The 17611-nt window shown below is 57.1% G+C and carries 6 protein-coding genes and 6 rRNA genes; 2 read left to right on the forward strand and 10 right to left on the reverse strand.

Annotated elements, in window-relative coordinates:
- Positions 1 to 40 precede the first annotated feature (40 nt).
- Together JOF48_RS07280 and JOF48_RS07285 are read right to left on the reverse strand one after the other, a co-directional pair.
- Complete coding sequence (locus tag JOF48_RS07280) at positions 41 to 880, reverse strand: EamA family transporter (protein WP_209679011.1); 840 nt, start codon at positions 878 to 880, stop codon at positions 41 to 43.
- Complete coding sequence (locus JOF48_RS07285; RefSeq protein ID WP_209679013.1) at positions 881 to 1732, reverse strand: alkaline phosphatase family protein; 852 nt, start codon at positions 1730 to 1732, stop codon at positions 881 to 883. It lies immediately after the preceding gene.
- Between the two features lie 76 nt (positions 1733 to 1808).
- Here JOF48_RS07285 and JOF48_RS07290 point away from each other — a divergent pair, with 76 nt between their 5' ends.
- Positions 1809 to 2678, forward strand: a complete 870-nt coding sequence (locus JOF48_RS07290) for a LysR substrate-binding domain-containing protein (protein ID WP_209679015.1) — start codon at positions 1809 to 1811, stop codon at positions 2676 to 2678.
- Between the two features lie 426 nt (positions 2679 to 3104).
- Here JOF48_RS07290 and rrf (JOF48_RS07295) read toward each other — a convergent pair.
- The 4 genes from rrf (JOF48_RS07295) to JOF48_RS07310 form a co-directional block, all read right to left on the reverse strand.
- Positions 3105 to 3221, reverse strand: a 5S ribosomal RNA gene (gene rrf / locus JOF48_RS07295).
- Positions 3222 to 3438: 217 nt separating this feature from the next.
- A 23S ribosomal RNA gene (locus JOF48_RS07300) occupies positions 3439 to 6585 on the reverse strand.
- 141 nt (positions 6586 to 6726) lie between these two features.
- Positions 6727 to 7050: a hypothetical protein gene (locus JOF48_RS07305; RefSeq protein WP_209679017.1), complete on the reverse strand. Its 324-nt coding sequence runs from the start codon at positions 7048 to 7050 to the stop codon at positions 6727 to 6729.
- A gap of 116 nt (positions 7051 to 7166) precedes the next feature.
- Positions 7167 to 8699, reverse strand: a 16S ribosomal RNA gene (locus tag JOF48_RS07310).
- The 16S, 23S and 5S rRNA genes sit together here, the layout of an rRNA operon.
- Positions 8700 to 10438: 1739 nt before the next feature.
- Here JOF48_RS07310 and JOF48_RS07315 point away from each other — a divergent pair.
- Positions 10439 to 11737, forward strand: a complete 1299-nt coding sequence (locus tag JOF48_RS07315) for an ISL3 family transposase (protein WP_245346434.1) — start codon at positions 10439 to 10441, stop codon at positions 11735 to 11737.
- Positions 11738 to 11956: 219 nt separating this feature from the next.
- Here the strand turns inward: JOF48_RS07315 and rrf (JOF48_RS07320) are convergent.
- The 4 genes from rrf (JOF48_RS07320) to JOF48_RS07335 all read right to left on the reverse strand — a co-directional run bounded on the left by rrf (JOF48_RS07320) (position 11957) and on the right by JOF48_RS07335 (position 17551).
- A 5S ribosomal RNA gene (gene rrf / locus JOF48_RS07320) occupies positions 11957 to 12073 on the reverse strand.
- A gap of 217 nt (positions 12074 to 12290) precedes the next feature.
- Positions 12291 to 15437, reverse strand: a 23S ribosomal RNA gene (locus JOF48_RS07325).
- 141 nt (positions 15438 to 15578) lie between these two features.
- Positions 15579 to 15902 (reverse strand): hypothetical protein, encoded by a 324-nt coding sequence (locus JOF48_RS07330; protein WP_209676077.1) that lies wholly within the window; start codon positions 15900 to 15902, stop codon positions 15579 to 15581.
- Between the two features lie 116 nt (positions 15903 to 16018).
- Positions 16019 to 17551: ribosomal RNA gene (locus tag JOF48_RS07335) — 16S ribosomal RNA — on the reverse strand.
- Positions 17552 to 17611: the final 60 nt, after the last annotated feature.

The following is a 17611-nucleotide window of genomic DNA, read 5'->3' on the forward strand; positions in this document are numbered from 1 at the left end:
CCCTGGCCAGGGTAGCCCCGCCCATCCCGCTGCTGGGCCATCAGCCCAACTGAAGGGCCACAATTCCGGCGACTGCCGCCGTCGTCCATCCCAGCCTTGCCCTGGAGAACTTTTCGCCGAAAAACAGGAAGCCCACCAGGCCGGCGAGCAGCACGGAGGACTCGCGCAGGGCTGAGACCAGGGCTAGCGGGGCAAGGCCCTGCGCCCACACCACAATCCCGTATGCGAGCAGCGACAGCAGGCCGCCGAGCGAGCCAAGGCGCCAATGCCGGCCCATGGCGCCCAGGTAGGTGCGGCGGTCCGGGGCGGCCAGCCAGCAAACCACGGGCAGCAGGACGCCCTGCAGCAGAAACAGCCACGCGATGTAGGCGAAGGAATCACCGGATTCACGTACGCCCACGCCATCCACCAGCGAGTAGGCCGCGATGCATACGCCCGTCAGGAGGGCGAAGATGACCCCAGTGCGGCTGCCACGTTTTCCGAGCAAGGCCAGTGACAGCAGTGATCCGCCCACGACGGCGACGCCTGCCACCTGCACCCAGCTCAAGTCTTCTGCCAGGAGGGTCACCGAAACGACTGCCACCAGCAGGACTGCCAGGCCTCGGGCGAGTGGATAGATTTGGCTGAAGTCGCCATGTTTGTAGGACGCGGTCAGCAGGAGCAGGTAGCCGGTTTGCAGGCCCGCCGAGACAGCTATGAAAGGCCAGGCTTCAGCCGCGGGCAGGCCAAACGCGGCAACCCCAGCCGCGCCGGCCACCAGATAGACCAGGGCGATGAGAGTGGCTGACGCCAACCGGTGGGGGATGTGCTTGGCAATCGCATTCCAAGTGCTGTGGAAGACGGCCGCCAACAGCACCAGAAGGGTTATGCCCAGGGTCATTTAGCGGTCACCAAACGGCACACCGCTGAGGTCGGGTGCCTCCAGGCCGAACGTTTTGAGCACCTGGACTGCGATGTCCGCATGGTCCAATGCAGTGATTCCGGCTGGAAGGCCCGGTCCGCTGGCGGCCATCCACGCGGTGCGCTCCTCAGGCGAGTCACCGCCGTGGCCGCCTTCAGTCAGGTGGCCGTGGTCGGTGACCACAATGACGGTCCAGTCTTCATCGCTGCGGCCGGGACGGCCGTCGATCGCGTCGAGCAGCCTGCCCAACCGTGCGTCGCATCGCTCAATGGCTGCCGTGTACCCGGCGCCGGTTCCGTGGTTGTGGGCCTCAACGTCGCACTCGCCAAAGTACACAAAGCTGGCAGCGAGGTCTTCTGTCAGCAGCCGCTGCGAGGCATGGTCGGCAATCTCGTCGTCGGCCTTGATCCAGCTTGCGCTGTTGTTCTCACCCTCGGGATCAACCGGATTCACCCATCCACCGGATGAAAAGATGGGCCCGCACGCCGTCTTGGCTGCTAGGGGGAACCAGCTGGCGGCCATCATTGTCTGCAGTTCCGGCCGCCGCTGCCGAAGCAGGGCCGTGAAGTCTGCATAGCGTCCCAACTCCGGTGGGTGCGTCTCATTTCCAACCACTCCGTGCCGGTCCATGTAGACGCCGGTTGCAACCGTCGCCCAGACGGGCCCTGAAACGGTCAGGTTTTTCTCATGGACCTGGACCGGCAGCAGCACACCGGCGTCTGCGAGGGAGTCAAGGTACGGCGTTCCAGCATGCACAAGTGAGTCGTGGCGGACCCCGTCAATGCCAACAACCAAGACATGGGGTACACGCGGCGTTAATGAATTGTTCACGTTCCTACGCTACTGAAGGAGCATGGGCGATCTCTATTCACATTGAGTACTCCTATGTCGAATATAGAATTCATCTATGAACATGACCCACTTGCGCGCGTTCCACCTTGTCGCCTCCCATGGCAGCTACTCGGTTGCTGCGACCGCGGCGGGAGTCAGCCAGCCAACATTGTCGGAACAGGTCCGCCGACTGCAAATGGACCACGGGGTGTTGCTGTTGCACCGGACCCGCGGGGGCATGGAAACCACCAGTAAGGGCGAGGAACTATTCAAAGTGACCCGCAGGATCTTTGCAGCCGAACGCGATGCAGAACTGCTGCTCTCAACCGAGAACATGACAGTCCAGGCACGACTGCGCCTCGGCGCCGATGCGCCCGTCCATGCAGTCCCGGTCCTGAAGCGGCTTCGCGAGCTGCACCCCGGAGTGAAGATCTCCATCAGCAGTGGAAACTCAGCAGGCATCCGGGCCCAGGTGCTCAGTGGCGCCTTGGACGCAGGCATCGTCGCGGATGCCACGACCGATCCGCTGCTGACCACGCAAGTACTCACGACGCAGGACTTGGTGGCAGTGGTGCTGCGCGACTCGGCGCTGACTGCCATGAGAACGGCGAGTGTGCACATTCTCAACAGTCAGCCAGTCGTCATCCGCGAACAGGGCTCCGTGACCCGCAGTGCCACAGAAGAAGCCTTCCTACGGTGGAATGTGGTCCCGTCGGAGGTTACGGAAGCCGGCAGCAGGGAAGCTGTGGAAGCATCCGTGCTGGCGGGATTAGGCACGGGGCTCATGGGTGAAGTGGAATTCAGTCACGACCCCAGGCTGGCACTTGTCGACTTCAACGAAGGCCTTCCGCCTCTGGTGGAATACATCGTGCATCGCACAGATCGCGGCAACGACCCGGCGCTGAGGGCGGTCCTCGCTGCTGCTTTGGGCACCGTTGCTTCTTGACTCGACGCCCGCCAGGAAGCAGCAGAAGGACCTGTTGCTGCCGGTGTGTGGTGGTTGTGGCTGCCGACTTGGCGGAAACCCTCAGCGGTCAGGCTCGGTGATATGACGCGGTAGTCGGGCAGATTGAAAAGCATGGTGGCAGCGTCAACTGCCACAACGGTAGGCTCGTTCAAGGCTCGTGGTCCTGTTCCAGGTTGTATGCTTAGACACACTCATCCCAGCAGGGCCACGGGCCCTTTGCATAGGCAAATCAAGAACTCAAACCCCCACCAACCGCGGAGAGCCGGTTAAAGGGGTGTGGCCGCCTGGTGGGGCGGCCATGGTGTGTGGTTGAGCCGGCCGTGTGGTGGCCGTGGTGGTTTTGGTTGTTAAGTGGAGGGAGGCCCCGCACCTGGTGGTGTGGGGCCTCGACCTCGTTTTGGTGTTGTCCGGCGGTGTCCTACTCTCCCACATCCTCTCGAATGCAGTACCATCGGCGCTGTGGGTCTTAGCTTCCGGGTTCGGAATGGGACCGGGCGTTTCCCCCACGCTATGACCACCGTAACTCGTTCCCCGAACCGTGTTTGGTTGGGTGGCTTGTTGGGTGTTCCTTTTGTGAACAACTTGTTGTTATTTTATTGTACAGGCCCCTGGTGCCGTCCCGTACCGTTGTGGTGGTGGGGGTGGTCACAGGGTTTCTGTGGTGTTGGGTTTCCAAACGGTTTGTTGTTTGGGAACCACATAGTGAACGCGAGCAGTCTTAGTGTTTATAAGAGTGTGTGTGGTGTAAGTTATCGGCTTATTAGTACCGGTCAGCTTCACGAGTCTTTAGTCCTCGCTTCCACGTCCGGCCTATCAACCCAGTGGTCTAGCTGGGGGCCTCTCACACATAAAGTGTATGGAAATCTCATCTTGAAGTGGGCTTCCCGCTTAGATGCTTTCAGCGGTTATCCCTTCCGAACGTAGCTAATCAGCGATGCACTTGGCAGTACAACTGACACACCAGAGGTTCGTCCGTCCCGGTCCTCTCGTACTAAGGACAGCTCTTCTCAAATTTCCTGCGCGCGCAGCGGATAGGGACCGAACTGTCTCACGACGTTCTAAACCCAGCTCGCGTACCGCTTTAATGGGCGAACAGCCCAACCCTTGGGACCTACTCCAGCCCCAGGATGCGACGAGCCGACATCGAGGTGCCAAACCATGCCGTCGATATGGACTCTTGGGCAAGATCAGCCTGTTATCCCCGAGGTACCTTTTATCCGTTGAGCGACGGCCATTCCACAATGTGCCGCCGGATCACTAGTCCCGACTTTCGTCCCTGCTCGAGGTGTCCCTCTCACAGTCAAGCTCCCTTGTGCACTTACACTCGATACCTGATTGCCAACCAGGCTGAGGGAACCTTTGGGCGCCTCCGTTACTTTTTAGGAGGCAACCGCCCCAGTTAAACTACCCATCAGGCACTGTCCCTGACCCGGATTACGGGCCGAAGTTAGATGTCCAAAGTGACCAGAGTGGTATTTCAACGATGACTCCACCACAACTAGCGTTGCGGTTTCACAGTCTCCCACCTATCCTACACAAGCCACTCCGAACACCAATACCAAACTATAGTAAAGGTCTCGGGGTCTTTCCGTCCTGCTGCGCGTAACGAGCATCTTTACTCGTACTGCAATTTCGCCGAGTTTATGGTTGAGACAGCGGGGAAGTCGTTACTCCATTCGTGCAGGTCGGAACTTACCCGACAAGGAATTTCGCTACCTTAGGATGGTTATAGTTACCACCGCCGTTTACTGGGGCTTAAATTCTCAGCTTCGCACTTGCGTGCTAACCGGTCCTCTTAACCTTCCAGCACCGGGCAGGAGTCAGTCCGTATACATCGTCTTGCGACTTCGCACGGACCTGTGTTTTTAGTAAACAGTCGCTTCCCCCTGGTCTCTGCGGCCCACACCCGCTCACGGACAGCTAGTGTCCTTCACGGGGCAGGCCCCCCTTCTCCCGAAGTTACGGGGGCATTTTGCCGAGTTCCTTAACCATAATTCTCTCGATCGCCTTAGTATTCTCTACCTGATCACCTGTGTCGGTTTGGGGTACGGGCGGTTGGAACCTCACGTCGATGCTTTTCTTGGCAGCATAGGATCACCGAATTCCCCCATGCGGGGGTCCCATCAGATCTCAGAATCGTCATCAAAGACAACACAACGGATTTGCCTATCGTGTTTCCTACATCCTTAGACCGGGACTACCATCGCCCGGCTCGGCTACCTTCCTGCGTCACACCTGTTAATACGTTTACATCCCCAGATCGGGTCCCACGCGCAACAAGACTCCCTGGCCCGAAGGCACGCAGAATCAAGTCTTGGGTGGTTAGTATCACTGGTTCAATAGGGGCGGTTCTTCACCGGTACGGGAATATCAACCCGTTGTCCATCGACTACGCCTGTCGGCCTCGCCTTAGGTCCCGACTTACCCAGGGCAGATTAGCTTGACCCTGGAACCCTTGATCATTCGGCGGACGGGTTTCTCACCCGTCTTTCGCTACTCATGCCTGCATTCTCACTCGTGCAGCCTCCACCACTCGTTCACACGGCGGCTTCAATGGCTGCACGACGCTCCCCTACCACTCCAAACCCCTGAACCAACTTGCGTTGGCTTGGGTAGTGTTTGAAATCCACAACTTCGGCGGTGTACTTGAGCCCCGCTACATTGTCGGCGCGGAATCACTTGACCAGTGAGCTATTACGCACTCTTTTAAGGATGGCTGCTTCTAAGCCAACCTCCTGGTTGTCTAAGCAATCCCACATCCTTTCCCACTTAGCACACGCTTAGGGGCCTTAGTTGGTGGTCTGGGCTGTTTCCCTCTCGACTATGAAGCTTATCCCCCACAGTCTCACTGCTACGCTCTCACTTACCGGCATTCGGAGTTTGGCTGACGTCAGTAACCTTGTAGGGCCCATTAGCCATCCAGTAGCTCTACCTCCAGTAAGAAACACGCAACGCTGCACCTAAATGCATTTCGGGGAGAACCAGCTATCACGAAGTTTGATTGGCCTTTCACCCCTACCCACAGCTCATCCCCTCCATTTTCAACTGAAGTGGGTTCGGTCCTCCACGCGCTCTTACACGCGCTTCAACCTGGCCATGGGTAGATCACTTCGCTTCGGGTCTAGATCACGCCACTACACTCGCCCTATTCAGACTCGCTTTCGCTACGGCTTCCCCACACGGGTTAACCTCGCGACGTAACACTAACTCGCAGGCTCATTCTTCAAAAGGCACGCCATCACCACAACAAGGTGGCTCTGACGGATTGTAAGCACACGGTTTCAGGTACTATTTCACTCCCCTCCCGGGGTACTTTTCACCTTTCCCTCACGGTACTTGTCCGCTATCGGTCATTAGGTAGTATTTAGGCTTATCAGGTGGTCCTGACAGATTCACACGGGATTTCTCGGGCCCCGTGCTACTTGGGATACTCACCAGGGAGTGCACTGCATTTCAGTTACGGGACTCTCACCCTCTACGGTCGGCCATTCAAAACCGTTCACCTATACATGCACCATTCCCCTTCCCAGTCCGGCAGAACTGGATCGGTAAGTCCCACAACCCCGCACCATGCAACGCCCGCCGGCTATCACACATGACACGGTTTAGCCTGATCCGCGTTCGCTCGCCACTACTAACGGAATCACTATTGTTTTCTCTTCCTGTGGGTACTGAGATGTTTCACTTCCCCACGTTCCCTCCACACACCCTATATATTCAGGTGCGGGTCACCACCTCGCCTTGCGACGGGTAGCGGGGTTCCCCCATTCGGACACCCTCGGATCAAAGTTTGGTTATCAACTCCCCGAGGCTTATCGCAGATTCCTACGTCCTTCTTCGGCTCCTAATGCCAAGGCATCCACCGTGCGCCCTTAAAAACTTGACCACACACATGCAGTCAAACTCACAAGAACAACACAAAATGTTGCACTCACAAAATTTTTGTACTTCTATCGAGAGAACCATGAAAACAAACACCAACCACACACACAAGTGCATGCAAGCCGGCATCCAGTTCCAGGTTCATTCATTTTCTCAAAGAAATTGCTTTCTTATAAAAGATGCTCGCGTTCACTATGTAGTTCTCAAACAACAACCCCACCACACACATCCCCACCAACAACACCAAAGTGTCCAAGTCAGCAAGTCCGTTGCGTGCGGGAAACCAGGCACAACCACAAACCCAACCCCACAAAAAAGGGGGAGGGCCTGTTGTTGTTCCAGGACCCAACAGTGTGCCAAACACTACCCACCAGAACACAGCAATCCATGATGAAACGTTCCCCGCAACCCCCAAAAGGATTGCTGTACTAATATCGGACTGCCCCGTGCCGGCAGGCACCTGTTTCATTGATATTCCACCCTTGAGCAACCCACCGAGAAACAAACGTTCTCGCAATGGATTATTCTCCTCACACCACCGGCAGTCACCATGCGGTGCCTGTTGTGGTGTTTGGTGCTCCTTAGAAAGGAGGTGATCCAGCCGCACCTTCCGGTACGGCTACCTTGTTACGACTTAGTCCCAATCGCCAGTCCCACCTTCGACCACTCCCTCCCTTGCGGGTTGGGCCATGGGCTTCGGGTGTTACCAACTTTCGTGACTTGACGGGCGGTGTGTACAAGGCCCGGGAACGTATTCACCGCAGCGTTGCTGATCTGCGATTACTAGCGACTCCGACTTCATGGGGTCGAGTTGCAGACCCCAATCCGAACTGAGACCGGCTTTTTGGGATTAGCTCCACCTCACAGTATCGCAACCCATTGTACCGGCCATTGTAGCATGCGTGAAGCCCAAGACATAAGGGGCATGATGATTTGACGTCGTCCTCACCTTCCTCCGAGTTGACCCCGGCAGTCTCCTATGAGTCCCCACCATTACGTGCTGGCAACATAGAACGAGGGTTGCGCTCGTTGCGGGACTTAACCCAACATCTCACGACACGAGCTGACGACAACCATGCACCACCTGTAAACCGACCGCAAGCGGGGCACCTGTTTCCAGGTGTTTCCAGTTCATGTCAAGCCTTGGTAAGGTTCTTCGCGTTGCATCGAATTAATCCGCATGCTCCGCCGCTTGTGCGGGCCCCCGTCAATTCCTTTGAGTTTTAGCCTTGCGGCCGTACTCCCCAGGCGGGGCACTTAATGCGTTAGCTACGGCGCGGAAAACGTGGAATGTCCCCCACACCTAGTGCCCAACGTTTACGGCATGGACTACCAGGGTATCTAATCCTGTTCGCTCCCCATGCTTTCGCTCCTCAGCGTCAGTTAATGCCCAGAGACCTGCCTTCGCCATCGGTGTTCCTCCTGATATCTGCGCATTTCACCGCTACACCAGGAATTCCAGTCTCCCCTACATCACTCTAGTCTGCCCGTACCCACCGCAGATCCGGGGTTGAGCCCCGGACTTTCACGGCAGACGCGACAAACCGCCTACGAGCTCTTTACGCCCAATAATTCCGGATAACGCTTGCGCCCTACGTATTACCGCGGCTGCTGGCACGTAGTTAGCCGGCGCTTCTTCTGCAAGTACCCTCAACCAGTCAACGACTGGCCTTGTTCCCTACTGAAAGAGGTTTACAACCCGAAGGCCGTCATCCCTCACGCGGCGTCGCTGCATCAGGCTTGCGCCCATTGTGCAATATTCCCCACTGCTGCCTCCCGTAGGAGTCTGGGCCGTGTCTCAGTCCCAGTGTGGCCGGTCACCCTCTCAGGCCGGCTACCCGTCGTCGCCTTGGTGAGCCATTACCTCACCAACAAGCTGATAGGCCGCGAGTCCATCCAAAACCAATAAATCTTTCAACACAACCCCATGCGGGACCATGTCAATATCCAGTATTAGACCCCGTTTCCAAGGCTTATCCCAGAGTTAAGGGCAGGTTACTCACGTGTTACTCACCCGTTCGCCACTAATCCCCCCGCAAGCGGGGTTCATCGTTCGACTTGCATGTGTTAAGCACGCCGCCAGCGTTCATCCTGAGCCAGGATCAAACTCTCCGTTAATAACTAAACAGACACACACAACCACACCGGAAAAAGATGACAGCTGCGTGCACTAAATTCGAAACCAGCTAAACGATCATGCATCACCACAGGGGCGGCAACACACAACCAAATAACCAATCAAATAAATAAATTGGTATCAATAAAACTTGGCACACTATTGAGTTCTCAAACAACAACCACACCCAGCCACACACCCAAACCAAAACAAACGCTTCAGTCCGTGGCGATCAGCACCGGGGCAACTTTTCAATCTTACCCCCCAACAAGCCAGAAAGCAAAACCAACCAAACCGGCCAGCCCCACCCACCAGAACACAACCATCCACCAGCAAAACAAGTCCGCCGGCAAACAATCAAGAAAGGGGATCCGTTGACCTCCGCACCAAGCGGGGCAACTCGAAAAACAATACACCCCTTTCCACCCAAACGCACATCCACCACCACCCCCACCACCCAAAAAGCACCCCCCACCAACCCACCAACCCCCCCAAAAACCCCGGAAACACAACCAACAAACACCCCACTGTGATCCCCATCCCACACCCCACCAACACCCAAAAACCACCACCAAAACCACCACAACCGTGACCCACACCACCCCACCAGACCACGCACCCTCCACCCGACACCCCACACCCCGCACCACAAAAAACCCGGGGCCCAGGGGCACACCACCAGACCCAGCAACCAGACCCCGGCCCATCGGTTGCAGCAACCAGGCCCCTGCACCCCCGCCACCAGGTCCCGGCCGGGCCGGTCGTGCAACAAATCCAGCATCCCGGGCCACCAGCGTCACACCCGGACCATGACCGCCGGCAAAAAAAATGCGTCCGTGCCACGGCACCCGGCACCCGCCCCAGCAGCCACAACACCAGACCTGACGCGACGACAGTGCAGGCGAGACAGGCAGCCAAGAGAAACCAGCCCCCAGGGCAGGCCGGCAGCCAAGAGAAACCTGCCCCCGGACCCGTGTACGGGAGCCGTCCCCGGGGTCCGGCACCGCCAACAGTGCGATTCCAGCCGGGCGATGAAGGCCCCGGCACCCCTTCAAGGACCTCCCTCCCCAGCCCAAACCCCAGCCCACCCACACCCCACAACCCCACGGCAGCACGCCGGCAGGGCTGCAGGACTGCGGGGCGGCGGGGCAGGTGGCGTCGGGCGGCGGGGCAGGTGGCGTCGGCGGATTCCTTGCGGGATGCCGGTGTTTGAACCGGCAACCACCGGGACCGGCACGAAAGGAAGGCACCAGGGAACCAGCCACACCGGCAACGCCGGGCCCGCCGGGTGTTCCGGCAACCGGTCATACGTGGCCGGAGCGCAAAAGCCCTGGCGCCGTTCGTCAACCCGGGGCCGGCACCGGCAGCTGCCTGGTGGCAGGATCCTTCTCCGCGCACGCGGCGGGCGCTCCCCGAACGGGGGCTCATGCGGCGCATGCGAAGGCTGGTGCCTCCCCGGGGCGATGGCCGGCACGGTGCCGGTGGTGGTGTGTGGGTGATGAAATGCGGGTGGCCGCCTGGTGGGGCGGCCGGGGTGATGAAATGCGGGTGGCCGCCTGGTGGGGCGGCCGGGGTGGTTTAAGTGGGTGTGGCCGCCTGGTGGGGCGGCCGGGGTGTGGGTGTTAAGTGGCTCTCCGTGGTTCGTGGTGAATTCTGGTTTCGTGTCACTGAACGGAGGTGGCTCGTAGCCTGCGTTGTGATGGATGTTCTGACGCATTCATCGATGACAGGACTACGAGCCTTGAACGAGCTTACTTTGCCGCACGCTGATGCTGCCACCACGATCTTCAATCTTCACGATTACCGCGTTCTGGGAACCGAGACGTTGAGTTTCGGCCAACGCAGAATCCATATTGAAAGCACCGTCGATTCCGGATGCCCTAGCTGCGGTGTCATCGGCACCCGGCGCCATTCCGGCCGGCAGCAACGCGTTCGCGATATCCCGGTGGCTGGTCCGGTGGAAGTCGTGTGGGCCAAGCGGCGATTGTTCTGCGACGAATCATCATGTCCCCGCAGAACCTTCTCTGAATCCACGCTCGAGATCCCGGCCAGGTCACGCACCACGAGCCGGCTCCACGGCGCACTAGTTGATGCGGTGGTCTCTTCCGGGCGGGCAGCGACAGAAACAGCCATCGCCCACGGGGTCTCGTGGTGGTTGGTGCAAAAAGCCTTGACCTTGGCGGCAACGAAACTGCCCAACGTTGATCTCTTACGGCCACGCATGCTCGGTATTGATGAACACCGTTTCCGGTCCGTGCGCTTCTTCAAAGACCCGGAAACGAGTCTCTGGAAGCGCATCGAACCGTGGATGACGACGATCGTTGACCTGGATACCGGGCAGATCCTGGGTGTTGTTGACGGGCGAGACCACACCGGGGTCGGTGCGTGGCTCATCAAGCGGCCCCTGGAGTGGCGGCTCGGCGTGCAAGTTGTTGCTATTGATCCCTCAGCAGCCTTCCGAAAAGCATTGCGGATGTGGCTGCCCCGCACCGCCGTCTCAGTGGATCATTTCCATCTGATCCAGCTAGCGAATCAGGCACTGACAGAAGTCAGGCAGCAACTTTCTCACCAGGTACGTGGTCGCCGTGGCCGGGCCGTGGATCCAGCCTGGGCGCACCGGATGCTGCTCCTGCGGGCCAGCGACACACTCTCAGATCGAGCACGGGCGAAGCTAGAGACAGTCTTCGCGACCGATGACCCGACGAGGAAACTCAAGGCTGCCTGGGACGTGAAAGAGCAAGTGCGAATGCTGCTGCGCACCGGCTCCTTGGAGGATGCCGAGCTGGCCAAGGAAGAACTCGAACGCCTCGTCAAGGAATCCAATCAGCCAGAAACGACCAGGCTCTGGCGGACCATTTGCCGTTGGTGGAAAGAGATCGAGGTCCTCATCGTCACCGGCGCCACCACAGGAAAAGTCGAAGCCAACAACACCAGCATCAAACACATCAAGAGGACCGGCCGTGGCTTCGTCAATAGCGCCAACTACACAACACGTATTATGCTCAGGAGCGCCGCCCGAACAGCGGTGAATCATCCATGACAACAATGGAATTCACCACGAACCACGGAGAGCCGGTTAAAGGGGTGTGGCCGTCTGGTGGGGCGGCCGGGGTGTGGGTGTTGAGTGCGGGTGGCCGCCTGGTGGGGCGGCCATGGTGTGTGGTTGAGCCGGCCGTGTGGTGGCCGTGGTGGTTTTGGTTGTTAAGTGGAGGGAGGCCCCGCACCTGGTGGTGTGGGGCCTCGACCTCGTTTTGGTGTTGTCCGGCGGTGTCCTACTCTCCCACATCCTCTCGAATGCAGTACCATCGGCGCTGTGGGTCTTAGCTTCCGGGTTCGGAATGGGACCGGGCGTTTCCCCCACGCTATGACCACCGTAACTCGTTCCCCGAACCGTGTTTGGTTGGGTGGCTTGTTGGGTGTTCCTTTTGTGAACAACTTGTTGTTATTTTATTGTACAGGCCCCTGGTGCCGTCCCGTACCGTTGTGGTGGTGGGGGTGGTCACAGGGTTTCTGTGGTGTTGGGTTTCCAAACGGTTTGTTGTTTGGGAACCACATAGTGAACGCGAGCAGTCTTAGTGTTTATAAGAGTGTGTGTGGTGTAAGTTATCGGCTTATTAGTACCGGTCAGCTTCACGAGTCTTTAGTCCTCGCTTCCACGTCCGGCCTATCAACCCAGTGGTCTAGCTGGGGGCCTCTCACACATAAAGTGTATGGAAATCTCATCTTGAAGTGGGCTTCCCGCTTAGATGCTTTCAGCGGTTATCCCTTCCGAACGTAGCTAATCAGCGATGCACTTGGCAGTACAACTGACACACCAGAGGTTCGTCCGTCCCGGTCCTCTCGTACTAAGGACAGCTCTTCTCAAATTTCCTGCGCGCGCAGCGGATAGGGACCGAACTGTCTCACGACGTTCTAAACCCAGCTCGCGTACCGCTTTAATGGGCGAACAGCCCAACCCTTGGGACCTACTCCAGCCCCAGGATGCGACGAGCCGACATCGAGGTGCCAAACCATGCCGTCGATATGGACTCTTGGGCAAGATCAGCCTGTTATCCCCGAGGTACCTTTTATCCGTTGAGCGACGGCCATTCCACAATGTGCCGCCGGATCACTAGTCCCGACTTTCGTCCCTGCTCGAGGTGTCCCTCTCACAGTCAAGCTCCCTTGTGCACTTACACTCGATACCTGATTGCCAACCAGGCTGAGGGAACCTTTGGGCGCCTCCGTTACTTTTTAGGAGGCAACCGCCCCAGTTAAACTACCCATCAGGCACTGTCCCTGACCCGGATTACGGGCCGAAGTTAGATGTCCAAAGTGACCAGAGTGGTATTTCAACGATGACTCCACCACAACTAGCGTTGCGGTTTCACAGTCTCCCACCTATCCTACACAAGCCACTCCGAACACCAATACCAAACTATAGTAAAGGTCTCGGGGTCTTTCCGTCCTGCTGCGCGTAACGAGCATCTTTACTCGTACTGCAATTTCGCCGAGTTTATGGTTGAGACAGCGGGGAAGTCGTTACTCCATTCGTGCAGGTCGGAACTTACCCGACAAGGAATTTCGCTACCTTAGGATGGTTATAGTTACCACCGCCGTTTACTGGGGCTTAAATTCTCAGCTTCGCACTTGCGTGCTAACCGGTCCTCTTAACCTTCCAGCACCGGGCAGGAGTCAGTCCGTATACATCGTCTTGCGACTTCGCACGGACCTGTGTTTTTAGTAAACAGTCGCTTCCCCCTGGTCTCTGCGGCCCACACCCGCTCACGGACAGCTAGTGTCCTTCACGGGGCAGGCCCCCCTTCTCCCGAAGTTACGGGGGCATTTTGCCGAGTTCCTTAACCATAATTCTCTCGATCGCCTTAGTATTCTCTACCTGATCACCTGTGTCGGTTTGGGGTACGGGCGGTTGGAACCTCACGTCGATGCTTTTCTTGGCAGCATAGGATCACCGAATTCCCCCATGCGGGGGTCCCATCAGATCTCAGAATCGTCATCAAAGACAACACAACGGATTTGCCTATCGTGTTTCCTACATCCTTAGACCGGGACTACCATCGCCCGGCTCGGCTACCTTCCTGCGTCACACCTGTTAATACGTTTACATCCCCAGATCGGGTCCCACGCGCAACAAGATTCCCTGGCCCGAAGGCACGCAGAATCAAGTCTTGGGTGGTTAGTATCACTGGTTCAATAGGGGCGGTTCTTCACCGGTACGGGAATATCAACCCGTTGTCCATCGACTACGCCTGTCGGCCTCGCCTTAGGTCCCGACTTACCCAGGGCAGATTAGCTTGACCCTGGAACCCTTGATCATTCGGCGGACGGGTTTCTCACCCGTCTTTCGCTACTCATGCCTGCATTCTCACTCGTGCAGCCTCCACCGCTCGTTCACACGGCGGCTTCAATGGCTGCACGACGCTCCCCTACCACTCCAAACCCCTGAACCAACTTGCGTTGGCTTGGGTAGTGTTTGAAATCCACAACTTCGGCGGTGTACTTGAGCCCCGCTACATTGTCGGCGCGGAATCACTTGACCAGTGAGCTATTACGCACTCTTTTAAGGATGGCTGCTTCTAAGCCAACCTCCTGGTTGTCTAAGCAATCCCACATCCTTTCCCACTTAGCACACGCTTAGGGGCCTTAGTTGGTGGTCTGGGCTGTTTCCCTCTCGACTATGAAGCTTATCCCCCACAGTCTCACTGCTACGCTCTCACTTACCGGCATTCGGAGTTTGGCTGACGTCAGTAACCTTGTAGGGCCCATTAGCCATCCAGTAGCTCTACCTCCAGTAAGAAACACGCAACGCTGCACCTAAATGCATTTCGGGGAGAACCAGCTATCACGAAGTTTGATTGGCCTTTCACCCCTACCCACAGCTCATCCCCTCCATTTTCAACTGAAGTGGGTTCGGTCCTCCACGCGCTCTTACACGCGCTTCAACCTGGCCATGGGTAGATCACTTCGCTTCGGGTCTAGATCACGCCACTACACTCGCCCTATTCAGACTCGCTTTCGCTACGGCTTCCCCACACGGGTTAACCTCGCGACGTAACACTAACTCGCAGGCTCATTCTTCAAAAGGCACGCCATCACCACAACAAGGTGGCTCTGACGGATTGTAAGCACACGGTTTCAGGTACTATTTCACTCCCCTCCCGGGGTACTTTTCACCTTTCCCTCACGGTACTTGTCCGCTATCGGTCATTAGGTAGTATTTAGGCTTATCAGGTGGTCCTGACAGATTCACACGGGATTTCTCGGGCCCCGTGCTACTTGGGATACTCACCAGGGAGTGCACTGCATTTCAGTTACGGGACTCTCACCCTCTACGGTCGGCCATTCAAAACCGTTCACCTATACATGCACCATTCCCCTTCCCAGTCCGGCAGAACTGGATCGGTAAGTCCCACAACCCCGCACCATGCAACGCCCGCCGGCTATCACACATGACACGGTTTAGCCTGATCCGCGTTCGCTCGCCACTACTAACGGAATCACTATTGTTTTCTCTTCCTGTGGGTACTGAGATGTTTCACTTCCCCACGTTCCCTCCACACACCCTATATATTCAGGTGCGGGTCACCACCTCGCCTTGCGACGGGTAGCGGGGTTCCCCCATTCGGACACCCTCGGATCAAAGTTTGGTTATCAACTCCCCGAGGCTTATCGCAGATTCCTACGTCCTTCTTCGGCTCCTAATGCCAAGGCATCCACCGTGCGCCCTTAAAAACTTGACCACACACATGCAGTCAAACTCACAAGAACAACACAAAATGTTGCACTCACAAAATTTTTGTACTTCTATCGAGAGAACCATGAAAACAAACACCAACCACACACACAAGTGCATGCAAGCCGGCATCCAGTTCCAGGTTCATTCATTTTCTCAAAGAAATTGCTTTCTTATAAAAGATGCTCGCGTTCACTATGTAGTTCTCAAACAACAACCCCACCACACACATCCCCACCAACAACACCAAAGTGTCCAAGTCAGCAAGTCCGTTGCGTGCGGGAAACCAGGCACAACCACAAACCCAACCCCACAAAAAAGGGGGAGGGCCTGTTGTTGTTCCAGGACCCAACAGTGTGCCAAACACTACCCACCAGAACACAGCAATCCATGATGAAACGTTCCCCGCAACCCCCAAAAGGATTGCTGTACTAATCTCGGACTGCCCCGTGCCGGCAGGCACCTGTTTCATTGATATTCCACCCTTGAGCAACCCACCGAGAAACAAACGTTCTCGCAATGGATTATTCTCCTCACACCACCGGCAGTCACCATGCGGTGCCTGTTGTGGTGTTTGGTGCTCCTTAGAAAGGAGGTGATCCAGCCGCACCTTCCGGTACGGCTACCTTGTTACGACTTAGTCCCAATCGCCAGTCCCACCTTCGACCACTCCCTCCCTTGCGGGTTGGGCCATGGGCTTCGGGTGTTACCAACTTTCGTGACTTGACGGGCGGTGTGTACAAGGCCCGGGAACGTATTCACCGCAGCGTTGCTGATCTGCGATTACTAGCGACTCCGACTTCATGGGGTCGAGTTGCAGACCCCAATCCGAACTGAGACCGGCTTTTTGGGATTAGCTCCACCTCACAGTATCGCAACCCATTGTACCGGCCATTGTAGCATGCGTGAAGCCCAAGACATAAGGGGCATGATGATTTGACGTCGTCCTCACCTTCCTCCGAGTTGACCCCGGCAGTCTCCTATGAGTCCCCACCATTACGTGCTGGCAACATAGAACGAGGGTTGCGCTCGTTGCGGGACTTAACCCAACATCTCACGACACGAGCTGACGACAACCATGCACCACCTGTAAACCGACCGCAAGCGGGGCACCTGTTTCCAGGTGTTTCCAGTTCATGTCAAGCCTTGGTAAGGTTCTTCGCGTTGCATCGAATTAATCCGCATGCTCCGCCGCTTGTGCGGGCCCCCGTCAATTCCTTTGAGTTTTAGCCTTGCGGCCGTACTCCCCAGGCGGGGCACTTAATGCGTTAGCTACGGCGCGGAAAACGTGGAATGTCCCCCACACCTAGTGCCCAACGTTTACGGCATGGACTACCAGGGTATCTAATCCTGTTCGCTCCCCATGCTTTCGCTCCTCAGCGTCAGTTAATGCCCAGAGACCTGCCTTCGCCATCGGTGTTCCTCCTGATATCTGCGCATTTCACCGCTACACCAGGAATTCCAGTCTCCCCTACATCACTCTAGTCTGCCCGTACCCACCGCAGATCCGGGGTTGAGCCCCGGACTTTCACGGCAGACGCGACAAACCGCCTACGAGCTCTTTACGCCCAATAATTCCGGATAACGCTTGCGCCCTACGTATTACCGCGGCTGCTGGCACGTAGTTAGCCGGCGCTTCTTCTGCAAGTACCCTCAACCAGTCAACGACTGGCCTTGTTCCCTACTGAAAGAGGTTTACAACCCGAAGGCCGTCATCCCTCACGCGGCGTCGCTGCATCAGGCTTGCGCCCATTGTGCAATATTCCCCACTGCTGCCTCCCGTAGGAGTCTGGGCCGTGTCTCAGTCCCAGTGTGGCCGGTCACCCTCTCAGGCCGGCTACCCGTCGTCGCCTTGGTGAGCCATTACCTCACCAACAAGCTGATAGGCCGCGAGTCCATCCAAAACCAATAAATCTTTCAACACAACCCCATGCGGGACCATGTCAATATCCAGTATTAGACCCCGTTTCCAAGGCTTATCCCAGAGTTAAGGGCAGGTTACTCACGTGTTACTCACCCGTTCGCCACTAATCCCCCCGCAAGCGGGGTTCATCGTTCGACTTGCATGTGTTAAGCACGCCGCCAGCGTTCATCCTGAGCCAGGATCAAACTCTCCGTTAATAACTAAACAGACACACACAACCACACCGGAAAAAGATGACAGCTGCGTGCACTAAATTC

This window comes from Arthrobacter stackebrandtii (genome assembly GCF_017876675.1).
Lineage (GTDB): Bacteria > Actinomycetota > Actinomycetes > Actinomycetales > Micrococcaceae > Specibacter > Specibacter stackebrandtii.